Source organism: Pectobacterium carotovorum (assembly GCA_016415585.1).
Classification (GTDB): domain Bacteria; phylum Pseudomonadota; class Gammaproteobacteria; order Enterobacterales; family Enterobacteriaceae; genus Pectobacterium; species Pectobacterium carotovorum_K.
On sequence record CP066552.1, the window covers coordinates 72,601 to 90,296 of the forward strand.

Below are 17,696 nucleotides of genomic sequence, written 5' to 3' on the forward strand. Positions count from 1 at the left end.
ATCACAGATTAAGTCAAAAAAATGTCATATTTCTCTTTTCCCAACCCCTGCTTGTCACCGATAATGCGCCGCGTTCATGACCACTAAATGGCCTAACGTTTATGCTACATTTATTTGCCGGTTTGGATTACTACACCGGCCTGATGTTGATATTGGCTTTGTTGTTTGTACTGATGTATGAAGCCATTAACGGTTTTCACGATACTGCGAATGCCGTTGCCACTGTTATTTATACCCGAGCCATGCGCGCAGAGTTTGCCGTTGTTATGGCGGGTGTCTTTAATTTCTTCGGTGTACTGCTGGGCGGCCTGAGCGTAGCCTATGCGATTGTTCACCTTCTCCCCACGGATTTACTGCTGAACGTGAGTTCGGCGCACGGTCTGGCGATGGTCTTTTCCATGCTGCTGGCTGCCATTATCTGGAATCTGGGTACTTGGTATTTCGGTATTCCTGCCTCCAGTTCTCATACGCTGATCGGCTCTATTATCGGTATTGGTTTGACCAACGCGCTGTTGACGGATACTTCCGTCGTGGATGCGTTGAACGTGCCGAAAATGATCAGCATTTTCCTGTCGCTGTTGCTCTCGCCGATTGTGGGGATGGTGGTTGCAGGCCTGATGCTGCTGGTTCTGCGCCGCTTCTGGAACAACAGTAAAAAACGCAAGCGCGTGCATCTGACGCCTGTCGATCGTGAAAAGCAGGACGGCAAACGTAAGCCGCCGTTCTGGACGCGTACCGCGCTGATTTTATCGGCGATTGGTGTGAGCTTCTCTCACGGTGCAAACGACGGTCAGAAAGGTATCGGCTTGATTATGCTGGTGCTGATTGGCGTCGCGCCAGCCGGGTTTATTGTCAACATGAACGCGTCTGGCTATGACATCAGCCGTACCCGTGATGCCGTTGTCAATTTGCAGGAATACTACAAGCAGCACGGCGATGCGTTGACGCACGTTATCGACCTGTCTCCGCCAGTGATTTCTACGCCAGAAAGCACGATTCCTGGCAACGGTCAGAAAGAGTTCCACTGTGACAGCTCACGCGTGATGATTGCGATTGACCGTACACAGGGCCTGCTGAATAACCTGAAAAGTTACGATCAGTTGAACCCTGACGATCGCAGCAGAGTGCGTCGTTTGCTGATGTGTATTTCTGACACAATGGATCAGGTGATCAAGCTGCCAGAAACGTCGGGCGAAGATAAGCGCTACCTGAGCAACCTGCGTAAAGACATGCTGCAGACGGTTGAGTATGCACCTCTTTGGATTATCGTCGCTGTCGCATTGGCGCTGTCTCTGGGCACCATGGTGGGCTGGAAACGCGTAGCTGTGACCATCGGTGAGAAGATTGGTAAGAAAGGCATGACCTACGCACAGGGCGTTTCGGCGCAGGTGACGGCGGCCCTGTCGATTGGCGTTGCCAGTTACACCGGTATGCCGGTTTCCACCACGCATGTATTGTCCTCGGCGGTTGCCGGGACGATGATTGCGGACGGTGGGGGCGTACAGGGCAAAACGATAAGAAGTATTCTGCTTGCTTGGGTGTTAACGCTGCCTGTCTCAATGCTGATGTCCGGTACGCTGTACTGGCTGGCGTTGAAGCTGATCTAATCACGGCAATTCATAGCGTATAAAAAAACGTAGGGAACGTTTTTCAACGTCGCTTGCGACGGCCCGAAGGGTTACGGACAAGGATGTCCGTCATAAAAAAGGCGATTCTGTGGGGAATCGCCTTTTTACTTTTTATCGACGTTCATGGTTGTCATACCAATGATGGTGTTAATAACAACAATTATGTTAATACCAGAGAATTGTGTAAGTACCGCATTTAATACCATATTGTCATCGCAAACAGACTTATGACGATAAGGCCACACAGGGCGGTTGTAAGCAGAAACTGTCCCCGCACTCGCTCGCAACGGCGAATAAACTCAGGGTCGTGATGATCAAGATAGCGTTGCGCGTAGATATAGCGTACCAGCCGGATTTGTTTACTTGGCTGACCGTGCGATGTAAAGAAACCCCCTCCGTCAACGTATTGGTAAAGCAGCGGGTCACAATCACGCAAAATCAGCAGTAACACGCGTAATGAAGAGTAGTACCTCGCCATATTAATGATGCAGACGATACATAAAGCCCAGAAAAGCGCAAATGTACTAATCATGCTTCCCTCCCGGTCGTTCTATTCGTCAGATAAGATGGCCATCTATTCCCGTTGCCCACCCGTGGCAGATGACAAGCGTTACGATTATCCGCGACGCAGATCTACGACATTTGTTTGCGATGTTTTTCTACGAACGAATGTTTTTCTATGAACGAATAGTTATGCCACGCGCTTGCGCACGATTTTATTGTCATTTTGGATAGCCAACGGCATCACGGCTAGCCCCATTCTTGTTTCCCATCCCAGGGTGCAGCGGACAGGCTCACCGCCCCCTACTTGTAGTGTAGAAGAAGAATGTTCGTTTGTGCCAGAGAGGCAGGCGCAATCAGCATGAAGGACGATTTTCGACGAGATAATGCCCTTTCCGAAAGGAGAAGCTGCGTGATTTAACTGTGAAAAGGAGCAGTTTCTACTACACTTATCAATAGAATTAACAGGTTTGAAAACGGGTTGTGATCGACTGAACAGTCCGATAGCGCAGACGAGTGCTATCCTGTAATCCGCTGTTAAGTATTAGAGCGGCAGGAGAAATATCTGCTAACCCTTAATTAGTCTTTACGGAAGGAGTCTTATTATGGCTTACAAACACATCCTTATTGCTGTTGACCTTTCTCCAGAAAGCAAAGTGTTAGTGGAAAAAGCTGTTTCAATGGCAAGACCGTACAATGCGAAAGTGTCGTTAATCCACGTCGATGTGAACTACTCCGATCTCTACACAGGGCTGATTGACGTCAATCTGGGTGACATGCAACAGCGTATCTCCGAAGAAACCCAGAACGCGTTGACTGAACTGTCCCAGAACGCAGGTTACCCTATCAGCGAGACGCTGAGCGGCAGCGGCGATTTAGGGCAGGTACTGGTTGATGCGATTAAGAAATACGACGTCGACCTCGTGCTGTGCGGTCACCATCAGGACTTCTGGAGCAAACTGATGTCTTCTGCTCGCCAGCTGATTAATACCGTACATGTCGACATGCTCATCGTGCCGCTGCGCGATGAGGAAGACGAATAAAAATTAGCTTTTTTTGCATTTTTTTTCAGTGACGAAAGGCACGGCTTCTTAGCTGTGCCTTTTGTTATATAACAAAAACTTATAGCAAATTTCTCTTCTCAAACCGCCAAAAAACCCTTCCTATCCCATTGGATTATAACGTTTATCTGAAAAGAAAACGCTTGCTTAAATATCCACCGCCAGTGTTATAGTCCAGAGGACACAACATCATTTTCACCGATCCCACAAGCTTCTGCGTGTCTAAAAATAAAGAAGCAGACGGGAACTTATTCGTTCAATCAGGAGCTGTTCATGGCACAAATCGTATCTCTGGCAAGTTTTCTTGATTCTGTTCAACAACGCGATCCGCATCAGCCTGAGTTTCTACAGGCCGTTAATGAAGTCCTTTCCACTCTGTGGCCTTTTCTGGAGCAGAACCCTCACTATGCGGATTACAGCTTGCTGGAGCGATTGGTGGAACCGGAGCGTGTGATTCAATTTCGCGTCGCATGGACGGACGACAAAGGTCAGGTACAGGTGAACCGCGCCTGGCGTGTCCAGTTCAGCTCCGCGATCGGCCCGTACAAAGGGGGTATGCGTTTCCACCCGTCCGTTAACCTGTCGATTTTGAAATTCCTTGGGTTCGAGCAGACGTTCAAAAATGCGCTGACGACGCTGCCAATGGGCGGCGGTAAAGGTGGTTCGGACTTTAACCCGAAAGGGAAAAGCCAGAGTGAAATCATGCGCTTCTGTCAGGCGCTGATGACGGAACTGTATCGTCATCTGGGCGCGGATACGGATGTTCCGGCGGGCGATATTGGCGTGGGTGGCCGCGAAGTCGGTTTCATGACTGGCATGATGAAGAAGCTGACCAACAACACCGCGTGCGTCTTCACCGGTAAAGGGTTGTCGTTCGGCGGTAGTCTGATTCGCCCTGAAGCGACGGGCTACGGCCTGATCTACTTCACGGAAGCGATGCTGAAACGCCACGGTCTGGGCTTTGAAGGCATGCGCGTCGCGGTATCCGGTTCCGGTAATGTGGCGCAGTACGCGATTGAAAAAGCGATGGAACTGGGTGCCCGCGTGGTCACTGTATCGGATTCTAACGGCACGGTAGTGGATGAGAACGGGTTTACCCCAGAGAAACTGGCGTTGCTGGAAGAGATCAAGAATAAACGCTATGGCCGCGTGGAAGATTACGCGCGCGAAGCGAAACTGACCTACCTTGCAGGTAAAACGCCGTGGGAAGTACCGGTAGACATCGCGCTGCCGTGTGCGACGCAGAATGAGCTGGATCTGCCTGCGGCGCAGACGCTGATTGCTAACGGCGTGAAAGCCGTGGCAGAAGGTGCCAACATGCCAACCACGATCCCTGCGACCGACGCGTTCCTGGATGCAGGCGTGCTGTTTGCGCCGGGCAAAGCGGCCAATGCGGGCGGCGTGGCGACATCTGGGCTGGAAATGGCGCAGAACGCGGCACGTTTGGGATGGAAAGCAGAGAAGGTGGATGCGCGTCTGCACCACATCATGCTGGATATTCACAGTGCGTGTGTGCAGTATGGCGGTGAAAACAGCCAGACTAACTACGTGCGCGGCGCCAACGTGGCGGGCTTTGTAAAAGTGGCCGACGCGATGCTGGCGCAGGGCGTTGTGTAACGGATGATTGTGTAACACATATATGCAGTCAAGGTGCCTGTATTCGCAGGTGCCTTGATTTTTCACTTATTTCTCTAAGTTTTAGCGACATTTCTTGCTGGACACCGCTTCCTGCCTTTCTTTATCTTAATCAGCATTGCGTATCGTCAGTCTTCTGGTACAACCCGTTCTCTTCAAGGCTTACACCATTGTGAAAATCAAACATCTTCCTTTCGATCAGAATCGTAATGGCTGGTCGGCAGATCTTGTCGATAAACCGAATTACCCGCAGCAGCGTGGAAAAACAACGGCGGACTGGCTGGTGATCGGCGCTGGCTATGCGGGGATCGCCTTTGCACAGCGTCTGGCTGAACAGCGCCCGGATAAACATATTATCCTGCTGGATGCGGGCGAGATTGGCGACAATGCCTCCGGGCGTAACTCCGGTTTTGTTATCGATTTACCGCACAACATCGGCAGCTCGACGGCCGAGCTGGAAAAAGCGGCGGCTTATCGCCGCCTGTTGCAGTCCGGTGTGGCGCATCTGAAGGAGAAGGTGGATCGCCATGCGATTGCGTGCGACTGGAGCGTGGCGGGGAAATATCACTGTGCTGTGAGTTCAACGTTTAACTGCCTGATCGATACCTATGTCCGTGAGTTAAACGATCTTGGTGAACCCCATCAGGTGGTGGAAAAAGACGAACTTGCGCGCCGCTTAGGCACGTCTTTCTATCATCGTGCCGTGTATACGCCCAATTGTATTCTGCTAAACCCAGCGGCGCTGGTGGTCGGGCTGGTGGCGAACCTGCCGAAGAACGTGACGGTTTACGCCCATTCACCCGCACTGAATATCGAAACCGGATCGCGCATTCGCGTGGAAACGCCGTATGGCGAGATTCAGGCAGATAAGCTGATGATGGCGATTAACGGCGCGGCACGCGGCCTGCCGCTGTTCAATGGCCGAGTGTTTGCCGTGGCAACCTTTGCGACGCTGACTGAGCCGCTGAATGCGGAACAGCTAGCACGCATTGGCGATATGCCTGACTGGGGGCTGACGCCGGTCAATGCGCTGGCCAGTGCGACGCTGCGCTATACGCGCGACCATCGCTTCCTGATCCGGGAGCATGTGAAATTTGCCCCAGGACTGGTCAATAGTGCGGTAGAAACCGGACGCCACGCGCGTCGTCATGCCGCTATTTTTGCCCGAATGTTCCCGCAATTGAGCGACGTGAAGATGGCGCATACATGGTCAGGGCTGATTAGCGTAACGCGTAACGGTGCGCCAATTTGGGGGCAGCTAAGCGACAATGTGTATGCGTCCGCAGGCTGTAACGGGGCGGGGCTGTCGAAGCAAACCGCCGCCGGACATATTCTGGCGGACCTGGCGTTAGGTGAAGACAACCCGCTGATTGGCGATATGCACTCGCTCGGACAGGCAAATTACTTGCCGCCACGCCCTTTCCTGGATGTAGGCGTGAACGGCTACCTGACGAGCGAACGCTGGAAAGCCCGCAGCGAGAGATAATAAAAGCCTGGCAATGGCAGGCTGTGCAGCGTCTTTACGATCACACGAGTATTGCCAGATGAACCATCTTCTACACTGGGTCATCTGTTGGGAACACTTTACGTTTCTTTATCACCTGCTATGAGCACATTATTCAGAGATTCGATGGAATTCGTCATATAGCGCGATTTATGGATGTCAGACGGGTAGCCGAAGAACATGTTGAGATTTTCCCAGTACGTGCGCCAGATTTTTCTGATTTACAGGTATTTTTTTACCCCAAACTCCGTAAAATTTGTCCAGCACTAGCACCATCAGCGCAGCTTCCTCTGTGGGAACTACATCGCTTAATCCGTTGGAGATCCCCCACTACGTGTTTCAGGCTTTTGCGCACCATGCGGATGAGTTCATAAGTGGATGTGAGTCTACGGATACAAGCTGTTTATCGCATCCGAGAAGCCTTTCAGGTCGGTCACACTAAATAACTTTGCATATTACCGCTCCACTTTGGCGAAGGCTCATGGCACAAGGAGTCAAAGATATTTCATCTACAAACGACCGCCTGATGGGGCTTAGCCGTTAATCTTGATAACCTGAAAATGATGGCTGTGTATCCATACAGTTACTTACTATTGTGTGAAGCTATTTAGTAATGTGAACGCCCTCGATTAGAGCGTTTTATTAAATACATTCCGATGTAAATATGCTTCAATCTCATATCATTTTAAATGTTAATAATGAATGTTTAAGATAAATATTTTGGTAATTGGTAGGGGTTATTGTTTTTTGTAGTATCAACTGGATACTAGGGAAAAAATAATTAAAAGAAATTGGCGAAATAAAAATTATGGTTGATATATATCTATAAATTTAACGATTATAATTAGGAACGAGTAATAATGGCGACTATAAATACTTCAACAAGAAGTGTTTCTGTACAACCCTTGCATAAGGTAATACCTGATTCAAATAAGGGTAAATGTGTCAACAAATTAGTGGGAAATTTGGAGCAAGTTAAAAATAGTTCTACTGGTTTTTCTCAAAAAGATGCCCGATTAAAACCGAGTTGTTACTTTGTTACATTTGTAAAATACGTTAAAGGAGTATTGAGTAAATTACTAACCAGTCCGGGGCCGAAATCGGGGAAGGCGGCATATAGGCATGCAGCGCCTGAGGCCAGAATGAAATCTGCGGCCAACGCAGAGTCTGTAGATAAAGCGAAACAGAAAACTGCTGGGGTAGAGAAAGCGAACAAATCGCCGGTTATCTTCAAAATGGAGGCGAAGGGTATTCCATCACCGCCACCACCACCGTCCTTGAGTGTACCCTCGTTATTATCCGACCGAGCCACCGCCTCGAATAATATAAACGCCAATAAACTTGGAAATAAGGGGGTACAAGTTAAAGGTTCTCAGGGTGGTCTATTAGACGAGATTTCGGCCAAACTGGCACAGCGTGCGGGCAAAGAAAACATAATGGATAACAAAACAACCGCCTCGAATAATATAAACGCCAATAAACTCGGAAATAAGGGGGTACAAGTTAAAGGTTCTCAGGATAGTCTAATAGACGAGCTCTCTGCCAAACTGGAAAAGCGAGCGGGTGCAGAAAACATAATGGATAAAAAAACAACTATCCAGGAGCTGAAACCGTGGCAGAAGGAGCTTGCCGAACAGAAGGCGGAATATGCACGTGGAAAGTCTGGCAGGGAAGCGGCTGATGCCAAAGAAGAGGCCAGAGTGGCATCTGCGATCAAAGCAGAAAAAGCGAAACAGGAAGCTGCTAAAGCTGCTGAGGTAGAGAGGGTGAACAAATTGCTGGTTCCCCTCAAAATGGACGCGAAGGGCATTCCTTTACCGCCACCGCCACCGCCATCACGGACCTTGAGTTGTCCCCCAGTATTATCCAAGCGAACCGCTTCCTCGCATAATACAGACACTTTTAAACGCAAAATGAATAGTGTAATGGCAGAGCTCTTGGCCGAACAGGCAAGGCGAGCAGGAGCGGGCGCAGAAAACATAATGGATAAAAAAATGCCCCCCCAGGAGCTGAAACCGTGGCAGAAGGAGCTTGCTGAACAGAAGGCGGCATATGCACGTGCAGCGTCTGAGGCCAAAGAAGAGGCCAGAGTGGCATCTGTGATCAACGCAGAAGTTGTGGAGAAAGCGAAACAGAAAGCTGCTGAGGCAGAGAAGGCGAAAAAATCATCAGTTGTCCTCAAAACGGATGTGAATGGTATTCCTTTACCACCACCGATCAAATACCGGACTCTGTAAATAATTCTGTGTAATTGCCATCCCGTTAAAGGTGGCCGCTCAGGCGGTCACTGAACTTGATAATAAAACGACTCATCACCTGCTGCCAGTTATGGCGCGGCATACTCTGTTTTTTCGATGTTGACTGGATTGCCAGATAAATATCTTTCCGTACTGAGTCGCCTGTCAGGGACACTGTGTGTCTCTTTATCGTCCGTCGGAACACGCTATTCAGTGATTCGATGGCATCCGTCGTGTAGATCGCTTTACTGATGTCAGGCGGGAAGATAGAAATCGAAGCGGTGGCTTTTGGTTTCCAGCATGGATTGTGCCGGTACGCCAGCCAGCGGCGGCGCATAGTCTGGTCGCTTCACCACGACGCGTTTTTTCGCCAGCGCGCGTGCGGGTGCCAGCAGCGCATCGGCATCGTCATCCGCCCCCACCAGCGACTGAAACACGCGCATCTCTTTCTTCACCAGCGCGCTCTTTTGTTTGTGTGGAAACATCGGGTCGAGATAAACCACATCCGGTGGCGGCGTGATATCGCGCAGCGCGGTCATACTCGACGCGTGCAGCAGCGTCAGCCGCTCCCGTAGCCACGGGCCAATCTCCGCGTCCTGATAACCACGTTGCAATCCGTCGTCCAGCAGGGCTGCAACCACCGGATTGCGCTCCACCATGCGTACGTGGCAGCCTAATGCGGCCAGCACAAAGGCATCGCGTCCCAGTCCGGCCGTCGCATCCACGACATCCGGCAGGTAATCTTTTTTGATACCGACGGCTTTAGCGACAGCCTCGCCGCGCCCGCCGCCAAAGCGACGGCGATGTGCCATCGTCCCGGCAACGAAATCGACGAAGATAGCGCCGAGCTTCGGTTCATCCTGCTTGCGCAGTTCCAGACGTTCTGCTGTCAGCACCAGTGCCATGACCGCATCGGGATCGGAAACCAGCCCCCAGCGTGCGGCCAGAGAAGATAAGGCGCCACTATCGGCGCCTTCTTCTGCAATTAAGCAGATGCTCATCCTTTGATGCCGTAATGCGCAAGCATGGCATCCAACTGCGGTTCACGGCCACGGAAGCGTTTGAACAGCTCCATCGGCTCTTCGGAACCGCCGCGGGTCAGGATGTTATCCAGGAATGACTGACCGGTTTCACGGTTGAAGATACCTTCTTGCTCGAAGCGGGAGTAAGCATCCGCTGCCAGCACGTCTGCCCACAGATAGCTGTAGTAGCCTGCGGCATAACCGCCTGCGAAGATGTGGCTGAAGGCATGTGGGAAGCGGCCCCAGCTTGGGCTTGGCACCACGGCCACCTGCGCTTTGATTTCAGCCAGCGTCGGCAGAATCTGCGCGCCTTTCGCAGGATCAAACTCGGCATGCAGGCGGAAATCGAACAGGCCGAATTCCAACTGGCGCAGAATGAACAGCGCAGCCTGATAGTTCTTCGCCGCCAGCATCTTCTCCAGCAGTTCCTGTGGCAGCGGCTCACCGGTTTCGTGGTGGCCGGAGATAAAGGCCAGTGCTTCAGGTTCCCAGCACCAGTTTTCCATGAACTGGCTTGGCAGTTCGACCGCATCCCACGGTACGCCATTGATGCCCGCGACACCGGCGGTATCGATCTGGGTCAGCATGTGGTGCAGGCCGTGACCGAATTCGTGGAACAGCGTGGTGACTTCGTCGTGGGTGAACAGCGCGGGTTTGCCGTTGACCGGACGGTTGAAATTACAGACCAGATAGGCGACCGGTTTTTGCAGTTCGCCGTTGCCTTTACGCAGTTTACCCGCGCAGTCGTCCATCCAGGCTCCGCCGCGTTTGTGTTCACGAGCGTATAAATCGAGGTAGAAGCTGCCGCGCAGTTCACCGCTTTCATCGAACAGATCGAAGAAGCGAACGTCCGGGTGCCAGACATCGACGTCTTTACGCTCTTTGGCTGTGATGCCATAGATGCGTTTAACCACCTCGAACAGGCCGTTCACCGCGCGTTCTTCCGGGAAGTACGGACGAAGCTGCTCATCGCTGATGGAATACCGATGCTGCTTCTGCTGTTCGCTGTAGTAGGTGATATCCCAGGCCTGCAATTCATCTACGCCGTAGTGTTCTTTGGCGAAGGCACGCAACTGCGCGAGTTCTTCTTCAGCCTGTGGACGGGCGCGTTTCGCCAGATCGGTCAGGAAATCGAGTACCTGCTGCGGGTTTTCCGCCATTTTGGTCGCCAGCGACTTGTGCGCATAGCTATCGAAGCCCAGCAGCTGTGCCAGCTCGTGACGCAGTGCCAGCTTTTCCGCCATCACGTCGCTGTTGTCCCACTTGCCCGCGTTTGGCCCCTGATCGGATGCGCGCGTGCCGTAGGCGCGGTACATCTCTTCGCGCAGCGCTTGATTGGTACAGTAAGTCATCACCGGCAGATAGCTTGGGATATCCAGTGTCAGCAGCCAGCCGTCCTGCTCTTTTGCTTCTGCCTGCGCTTTGGCCGCTGCCAGTGCGCTTTCCGGCATGCCATCCAGCTCGGTGACGTCGGTAATCAGCTTGCTCCAGCCCATGGTGGCATCCAGCACGTTGTTGCTATATTGCGAACCGAGTTCGGACAGACGAGCAGAGATTTCACCGTAGCGTTTCTGTTTTTCCGGCGACAGACCGATACCGGACAGCTCAAAATCGCGCAGCGCGTTATCAACGGATTTCTTCTGCGCTACGCTCAGCGCGGTGTACTGTTCGCCGTCACGCAGGCTGCGATAAGCCTGATACAGCCCAGCATGTTGGCCGACCCAGGTGCTGTGCTCGGACAGCAGCGGCAGACATTCTTCATAAACCGCACGCAGCTCTGGGCTGTTCTTCACCGCGTTCAGGTGGCTGATGGGTGAGAAGATGCGGCCAAGACGATCGTCGCTGTCAGCCAGCGGTTGGCACAGATTATCCCATGTAAAAGGCCCCGCTTGCGCCACCACACGCTCTACCGTCTCGCGGCATTCATCCAGCGCGGATTTCACCGCAGGGACAATATCTTCCGTTTTGATACTGGAGAACGGGGGCAGGGTAAATGAGGTCAGTAATGGATTCGTCATGGTGCCGTCCTGATAATTGTGGGTGATCTCGTTGCCGGTAAGTGGAATCTGTTGAATAAAGGCCGGCAAGGCGGATATCTATTGCGGATTAATCACTAAGATGAGGTCAAGCGCCGTGAAAATCAATGGCAGAGGGATTATCGCTCGTGACCAAAGGTGCGTTTTACCGCCATAAATAAGCGCCATGCGTTACCTGAACATCATCGTTAACGCGGTGCTAAATGCTTTCCCCCGAAAATTTTTTGCACTTTTTCTGCCCGATTTGGTTTTTCATGTGACCTACCTGATGTGTCTTTTTTTTCAATATTTCAGGGGAATGACAATGGCGATAAATAATCATAATGGCGGGTGCATCGCGCATAAACCCACCTTGACGGTGGCGCGGGCAGTGCATCTGGCGCTGTCCGGCGTGTTGATCTTGAGTGCTGGAGCGGTCAGTTCGGCGCTGGCGGCGGAAATGCCGACAGCTGTCGCGGCGCCGACAGTGACGTTTTCTATCCCCGCTGGGCAGCTAGGGACCACGTTGCAGGCCATCGCCAGCCGCGCCAATGTCATTCTCACGTTTTCTCCCGATCAAACACAGAATAAAACCAGCGGGAGCGTACAGGGAACCTACACCGTTCAGGCCGCTTTTGCGGCCGCGCTGGCCGGGACGGGACTGAGTGCGGTACAGACGGCCACGGGCTATCGGCTGGAATCCGCGCTTGCCGCTGAGGGAAGTGACGGCAGCCTGATGATCCCAACGCTCTCGGTGGTTGGCGGCACATCGGACAGCGCCGCTGCTGGACGTTCCGTGCTGCATCAGGCCGATGTTGACCGCGTGCAGGCCGATAATATTGCCAGCCTGCTCGATAAGCTCCCCGGTGTGTCGATGGCAGGGTCACCCCGACCGGGTGGGCAGAGCCTGAATATCTGGGGTATGGGCGATATGGAAGACGTCAAAGTCGTACTCGACGGCGCGCCAAAAGGCTTTGAGAAATACCGCCAGGGCTCGGTATTTATTGAGCCTGAGCTGATTAAGCGGATCGATGTCGATAAAGGGCCGCATGATATTCGCAGCGGTAACGGCGGCTTCGGCGGCACCATTCACGTTGATACCAAAGACGCCAGCGATCTGCTGCTGCCGGGAGAAAATTTCGGCGGGATGGTCAAATACAGTTATCACACCAACGATCGGCAAAATATCTACAGCGGCGCGCTGTATGGCCGCACGGAAGAGGGGATGGCTGACGGCCTGCTCTATATGAGCAAGCGTGATGGCGACAACATCGAACGCCCTGATGGTACGCGCTTTGTCTACTCCACCAGCGATATGGCGTCCTACCTGCTGAAGACCAACATCTACCTGACGGATGCTCAGACGCTGACGCTCTCCGCGATGCGCTCTGAATCTGACGGCTGGCAGCCGTTTGCCGCGAAGCGTGACGATATGACAGCACCTTCACAAAGGGACATTGATCTCTACGGTTGGGAAGAAGCCTGGCTGCGCAAGCTGGTTTATCGCGATCAGGTGGATAAGAACTACTCGCTGAAATGGAATATCGCGCCGGAGGATAAGCCGTGGCTGAATCTGACGGCGTCATTTGCCACCTCAAAAACCGAACAGCATGATAAACGCCCTGATTCGGCGTCACAAGACAGTTTTCTGGGAACGCTTGGGAATGAAAGCTGGGTGAGCTATAAAGATCAACTGGCGGAGGTCAGTAACGAAAGTCAGTTCACCACTGGCCCGCTCGATCATAAGCTGCTGGTGGGGATGCGCTGGCACCAGCATAAGCGCGATACGCTGATCTATTATCCGTCCGGTAAGAATAGCGCTGAGTATAACTATGGCTATTTCCAGCCTCACTATATGCCGGCTGGCGAACAGGAAACCCACAGCCTGTATCTACAAGATGCGGTGACGTTGGGCAGAGTGACAATCACGCCGGGCGTGCGTTATGACCATGTGACTAACACTGGTCGGCCCAACGTTGCCCCGCGTTATAACAGCAGTAGCCCGTCCGCAGGGCATGACTACAACAGCGTGACCTATACCGGCTGGTCGCCACGTATTGGGGCGTTGTGGAAGGCGACGGACAATCTGTCGCTGTTTGCCGATGCCAGCCGTACCTGGCGTGCGCCCGTCATTGATGAACAGTATGAAGTGCAGTCAGCTACCTCGGGTGTGCCGGGAAGTAGCCGTAATCTGGACGTGGAAAGCATCAAAGGCATCCGTCTAGGGGCGATTCTGGATTTCAACCACCTGGTGCTGGAAGAAGACAGTCTGCAAATTCGCACCACGCTGTTCCGTAACCGTGGCAAAAACGAAATTTTCAAACGCACCGGTGTTTATTGCGCGGCATCTTCCCAGACGGGCAGCAATTCCTCCTGCGCTGGGCCGTTGTCGGTTTACCGCAACCTGCCGGGCTATACCATTGAAGGGGTTGAGATTGAATCCTTCTACGACAGCCGCTGGCTGTTTGGCAGCCTGTCCTTCTCTTCCATTCGCGGCGAGCGCGATGCGTCACCGCGTAACCCGTGGGGCAATAAAACCTGGGTTGCCGAAATCCCACCGACGACAGCACACGCCACGCTGGGTACCAAAATCCCGAGTCTGGATATGGCCGTAGGTTGGACGGGGGATTTTGTGCGCAAGCAGGATCGTTCACCTACAGATGGCGACCCGCTCGCTTCTGGTTGGGCGTTACCGAAGACGAAGGGATACGTGCTGCATGGTTTGTTCGCCAGCTGGCAACCGCAGACGATAAAAGGATTCGAAGCGCGTGTGACGGTCGATAATCTGCTGAATACCGATTATTACCCGTATCTGGGCGAATCTGTATCCGGCGTAGGACGTAACGTAAAAATCAGCGTGTTACAGCGTTTCTGATCGCGGTGCTCGGGGCGGATAGTCTTGCCGCCCCGTTAGCGAGGGAATGTTGCATGGGCGTAATGCAAATTCAGCAAATTTGAATAATTTTCGCTTAGGAACTTGACAGTCAGAGGGAAAAAACATAAATAAGAACGATTATCATTCTTATTGTTTAAATAGCGTTCTGGGGTAAAGTTCGATGGTGAGGAAAGCGACGGCCAGCGTTAATGACTTTGCCCAACAGCTCTATTTCGATCACCACCGCTGGCTGTGTAACTGGCTGCGCCATAAACTGGACTGCGCCCAGCATGCGGAAGACCTGGCACAAGATACGTTCCTTAGCGTGCTGATGAACCCGGAACTGCTCACGATTCGCCAGCCGCGCCCGTTTCTGGCTACCGTGGCCCGCCGTTTGGTCGCCAATCATTATCGTCGTAAAAAGATTGAAGATGCCTATCTGGATGTCTTGAGCACGCAGCCGGATGCCTGTATGCCCTCTCCGGAAACGCGTCTGCTTACCCTCGAAATTCTTGAACAGCTTGATGCCGCATTGGATGGCCTGCCAGCACCGGTTAGAGAAGCGTTTTTGCTGGCGCACCTCCACGGCATGCGCTACAGCGATATCGCCGAACGCTTGCGGGTTTCCAGCAGTTCAGTGAAACAGTATCTGCAACGCGCCAACCTCCAGTGTTTCTTTGCGCTGCCGCTATGAACGATCGCACTTTTTATCGTGACAGACAGGGTCAGTCGATTCAGCCAGACAGCGCGCGTGAAGCGGTGGCATGGCTGACGCAACTGATGTCCGACAGCGTCACGGAACAGGATCGCCGTGAGTGGCAGCGTTGGCGAGAAGCCTCGCCGGATAACGAACAGGCGTGGCAGCATATTGAATCCGTGTGTGCCAATCTGGGTCAGCTTAATGCACGGGCAGCACACCAAAGTTTGTCGACGCTTAACGGTATGCAGCGCCGCAGCGTACTCAAAGCGCTGGCGATACTCTGCCTGACCGGGGGCGCTGGCGTGGCCGGATCGCGCACCGACCTGTGGCAGTCGTTGACGGCGGATTACCAGACGCAGGTGGGAGAACAGCGCCATGCGGTATTGGATGATGGTACGACGCTGCTGCTGAATACGCAGACAGCGCTGAATGTGGCCTACGGTGACGATCTACGCCAGATCGCGCTGATTCGTGGTGAAGTTATGATCGAAACCGGTCAGGCGGAGAAGGCCGCGTTGTATCCGCGTCCTTTCATTGTGACGACGGCACAGGGAAAAGTGCAGGCGCTGGGTACCCGTTTCAGCCTGCGAGTGCAGGATGAACACACGCAGGTGGCGGTGTATGACGGTGCGGTAAGGCTTCATCCGCAGCAGAACGGTCAGGATGTACAGGTGGTAAAAAGCGGGCAGACGGCGACGTTCACCACGCAGCGCTGCGGCCAGATAGAGACGGCGAAGGCTGAGCCTGCCTGGGTGAAAGGACAGCTGCTGGCGGATAATCAGCGTCTGGTGGATTTTGTTGATGAACTGAGCCGTTATCGCAGCGGTGTCATTCGTTGCCAGCCGGAGGTGGAGAGCCTGCGGTTTTCCGGTGTATTCCCGCTGTCTGACACCGATAATATTTTAGCAGCGCTGGTAGAGGCGCTTCCTGTACAAGTGCGTTATTTCTCTCGCTACTGGGTTCAGATTGCCGCGCGATAAAATATCCTGCTAAAACGTAATAACATTACTTTTTATGCTGTTTTCACTTTTTTTCTGCCCGATCCCCGCAACTGAACGACCTACTATTATCTCGGTTGATTGTTTTATACCTAACGATGTGATGAAGAACGCATGATGATCTCCTCGGAACCCCATTCATTGGGAATTCTGCCCCTGTCTCCACGGCGAGGGGCTGTAGGCTAATGGCTGCACAGACGCTGAAATACAATACGGTTCAGCCCGCAACGACGGTTCGTTGGGGGAGCGGCTGGCTGCTGGCATTGGCGCTACACGCAGGGCTGATTGTCTGGGTTAGCTACCATGCGCTTGATTCCTCCATTGAAGCGCCGCCGCCCGCCATGATGTTAATGGTGGCGGATAGCGTGCAATCGACGCCTAGTCCTCAGGATGCGCCTGTCGGCCCGCAGCAGACGCTGTCCACACCGCAAGAAGCCGCGGCTCAACCGGAAAAAATGACGCAGGACGTACCGTTGCTTGCGCCCGCGCCGAATCCAGTGATGGCGGCAGCGCAAAAGGAAAAGCCGCAGCCGCAGAAAAAAGTGCAGAAAAAAATGGAAAAACCGGTGCAGGAGACGACGCTACAGGAAGAAGTGGCACCATCGGAAAAACCGCCGGCCCCCGTCACCAGCGCGCCGCTGCCGGGCAGCAGCCAGCAAGTCGCTGCGCCATATAACAGCGATGCTGCGCAGATGCGCAAAGGGGTTGCGGACTGGAGCAGCCAGCTGCTGGCGCACCTGAGCCGCTATAAACGTTATCCGGCGCAGGCGGTGCGGCAGCGATTACAGGGTGTCGCCCAGATTCGCGTGACGTTGGATCGGACGGGGAGTGTGCTGGCCGTCTCGTTAGCCAGCAGCAGCGGTGTGGTGCCGCTGGATAAGGAGTCTGTCGCTTTGCCGCAGCGTGCTCAGCCACTTCCGGCTCCACCAGCAGAGGTGATTGGGGATAACGCGCAGCTCACCATCACTATCCCCATTAGCTTCGATTTACGGGAAGTGCGCCGCTAGCGGGTATCCACTAACGCGGCGTGTGCGCATCATAGCCCGCATAAAAAAACCGAATCGCGTAAGGGTTGCCTTGTTCAGTAAAGAACTCTGCGACTCGCTCCCGCTCCAGCCCGTAGCGGCGTGACAACAATCCTGCCTCGAAGGCGGCCTGCTGGCGGTCGCCTTTGGTTTCTGCCAGATTGTGAGCATAGCCACAGATATAGCCGCGCCGATAGTCGTAGCAGTAGGGATTAATGTCGTTGGTGGATTTTGGATTGGCGGATCTCAACCCCGCGAGGACGCCCCGCTCAAAATGGTTTCCCATGATAATGCTCCGTAAATGATCGTTATATAGCAAATAATATAACGCTTATTTATCACTCACCAGATCTGTTGAAAAATATTCCTGAATCCGTCGTGCGCGGTCTTTTCCTGAGCAAGATGTATATACTATTGCCCTGCTCGCCGAACGGGCTATTGATCTGCGCCTGATGGGCACTCTGGGAATAGGTAGTGTACGGAATAGTTAATAAG

13 protein-coding genes and 1 pseudogene are annotated in these 17,696 nt (G+C 53.1%); 9 read left to right on the forward strand and 5 right to left on the reverse strand.

Features of this window, described 5'->3' with window-relative positions; all coding sequences use genetic code 11:
• Positions 1-101: 101 nt before the first annotated feature.
• A complete protein-coding gene (gene pitA / locus JFY74_00325) occupies positions 102-1,607 on the forward strand; it encodes an inorganic phosphate transporter PitA (protein QQG28565.1) in 1,506 nt (501 codons plus the stop codon).
• A gap of 217 nt (positions 1,608-1,824) precedes the next feature.
• Here the strand turns inward: pitA and uspB are convergent, their stop codons facing one another.
• The gene (gene uspB / locus JFY74_00330) at positions 1,825-2,160 is read right to left on the reverse strand and encodes a universal stress protein UspB (GenBank protein QQG28566.1); all 336 of its coding nucleotides are present in this window, start codon (positions 2,158-2,160) and stop codon (positions 1,825-1,827) included.
• A gap of 574 nt (positions 2,161-2,734) precedes the next feature.
• On the opposite strand from uspB, the gene uspA reads away from it, so the two are divergent.
• The 4 genes from uspA to JFY74_00350 all read left to right on the forward strand — a co-directional run bounded on the left by uspA (position 2,735) and on the right by JFY74_00350 (position 8,566).
• Positions 2,735-3,172, forward strand: a complete 438-nt coding sequence (gene uspA, locus JFY74_00335; protein QQG28567.1) for a universal stress protein UspA — start codon at positions 2,735-2,737, stop codon at positions 3,170-3,172.
• Between the two features lie 291 nt (positions 3,173-3,463).
• Positions 3,464-4,807, forward strand: coding sequence for an NADP-specific glutamate dehydrogenase (gdhA, locus tag JFY74_00340; GenBank protein ID QQG28568.1), 1,344 nt, complete (start codon positions 3,464-3,466; stop codon positions 4,805-4,807).
• 190 nt (positions 4,808-4,997) lie between these two features.
• The gene (locus JFY74_00345) at positions 4,998-6,311 is read left to right on the forward strand and encodes an FAD-dependent oxidoreductase (protein ID QQG28569.1); all 1,314 of its coding nucleotides are present in this window, start codon (positions 4,998-5,000) and stop codon (positions 6,309-6,311) included.
• 878 nt (positions 6,312-7,189) lie between these two features.
• Entirely contained in the window at positions 7,190-8,566 is a 1,377-nt protein-coding gene (locus JFY74_00350; protein ID QQG28570.1) for a hypothetical protein, read from the forward strand.
• A 25-nt stretch (positions 8,567-8,591) separates the two neighbouring features.
• Here JFY74_00350 and JFY74_00355 read toward each other — a convergent pair.
• From JFY74_00355 to prlC, 3 genes and pseudogenes are all read right to left on the reverse strand, one after another.
• A pseudogene (locus JFY74_00355) lies at positions 8,592-8,831 on the reverse strand (transposase).
• Complete coding sequence (rsmJ, locus tag JFY74_00360) at positions 8,821-9,567, reverse strand: 16S rRNA (guanine(1516)-N(2))-methyltransferase RsmJ (protein QQG28571.1); 747 nt, start codon at positions 9,565-9,567, stop codon at positions 8,821-8,823. The pseudogene JFY74_00355 and the gene rsmJ overlap by 11 nt, the downstream one beginning before the upstream one ends.
• Positions 9,564-11,606 carry an oligopeptidase A gene (gene prlC, locus JFY74_00365; GenBank protein ID QQG28572.1) on the reverse strand — a complete coding sequence of 681 codons (2,043 nt, stop codon included), beginning with the start codon at positions 11,604-11,606 and terminating at the stop codon, positions 9,564-9,566. The genes rsmJ and prlC overlap by 4 nt, the downstream gene beginning before the upstream one ends.
• Before the next feature lie 322 nt (positions 11,607-11,928).
• Between prlC and JFY74_00370 the strand changes: the two genes are divergently transcribed.
• From JFY74_00370 to JFY74_00385, 4 genes are all read left to right on the forward strand, one after another.
• Positions 11,929-14,478 (forward strand): TonB-dependent hemoglobin/transferrin/lactoferrin family receptor, encoded by a 2,550-nt coding sequence (locus JFY74_00370; protein ID QQG28573.1) that lies wholly within the window; start codon positions 11,929-11,931, stop codon positions 14,476-14,478.
• Positions 14,479-14,659: 181 nt separating this feature from the next.
• Entirely contained in the window at positions 14,660-15,172 is a 513-nt protein-coding gene (locus tag JFY74_00375; protein ID QQG28574.1) for a sigma-70 family RNA polymerase sigma factor, read from the forward strand.
• Positions 15,169-16,158: a FecR domain-containing protein gene (locus tag JFY74_00380; GenBank protein QQG28575.1), complete on the forward strand. Its 990-nt coding sequence runs from the start codon at positions 15,169-15,171 to the stop codon at positions 16,156-16,158. Before JFY74_00375 ends, JFY74_00380 begins: the two co-directional genes overlap by 4 nt.
• A 203-nt stretch (positions 16,159-16,361) precedes the next feature.
• Positions 16,362-17,183 (forward strand): energy transducer TonB, encoded by an 822-nt coding sequence (locus JFY74_00385; protein QQG28576.1) that lies wholly within the window; start codon positions 16,362-16,364, stop codon positions 17,181-17,183.
• Between the two features lie 10 nt (positions 17,184-17,193).
• On the opposite strand, the gene JFY74_00390 is transcribed toward JFY74_00385, so the two are convergent.
• A complete protein-coding gene (locus JFY74_00390; protein ID QQG28577.1) occupies positions 17,194-17,487 on the reverse strand; it encodes a DUF2623 domain-containing protein in 294 nt (97 codons plus the stop codon).
• Between the last annotated feature and the right edge of the window lie 209 nt (positions 17,488-17,696).

Excerpts from the sequence above, each read along its gene's own strand:
- JFY74_00375 (QQG28574.1), top strand. The coding sequence starts at position 14,660 with ATGGTGAGGAAAGCGACGGCCAGCGTTAATGACTTTGCCCAACAGCTC.
- rsmJ (QQG28571.1), bottom strand. The coding sequence starts at position 9,567 with ATGAGCATCTGCTTAATTGCAGAAGAAGGCGCCGATAGTGGCGCCTTA.
- JFY74_00350 (QQG28570.1), top strand. The coding sequence starts at position 7,190 with ATGGCGACTATAAATACTTCAACAAGAAGTGTTTCTGTACAACCCTTG.
- pitA (QQG28565.1), top strand. The coding sequence starts at position 102 with ATGCTACATTTATTTGCCGGTTTGGATTACTACACCGGCCTGATGTTG.
- JFY74_00385 (QQG28576.1), top strand. The coding sequence starts at position 16,362 with ATGGCTGCACAGACGCTGAAATACAATACGGTTCAGCCCGCAACGACG.
- JFY74_00370 (QQG28573.1), top strand. The coding sequence starts at position 11,929 with ATGGCGATAAATAATCATAATGGCGGGTGCATCGCGCATAAACCCACC.
- gdhA (QQG28568.1), top strand. The coding sequence starts at position 3,464 with ATGGCACAAATCGTATCTCTGGCAAGTTTTCTTGATTCTGTTCAACAA.
- JFY74_00380 (QQG28575.1), top strand. The coding sequence starts at position 15,169 with ATGAACGATCGCACTTTTTATCGTGACAGACAGGGTCAGTCGATTCAG.
- JFY74_00390 (QQG28577.1), bottom strand. The coding sequence starts at position 17,487 with ATGGGAAACCATTTTGAGCGGGGCGTCCTCGCGGGGTTGAGATCCGCC.
- uspB (QQG28566.1), bottom strand. The coding sequence starts at position 2,160 with ATGATTAGTACATTTGCGCTTTTCTGGGCTTTATGTATCGTCTGCATC.
- uspA (QQG28567.1), top strand. The coding sequence starts at position 2,735 with ATGGCTTACAAACACATCCTTATTGCTGTTGACCTTTCTCCAGAAAGC.
- prlC (QQG28572.1), bottom strand. The coding sequence starts at position 11,606 with ATGACGAATCCATTACTGACCTCATTTACCCTGCCCCCGTTCTCCAGT.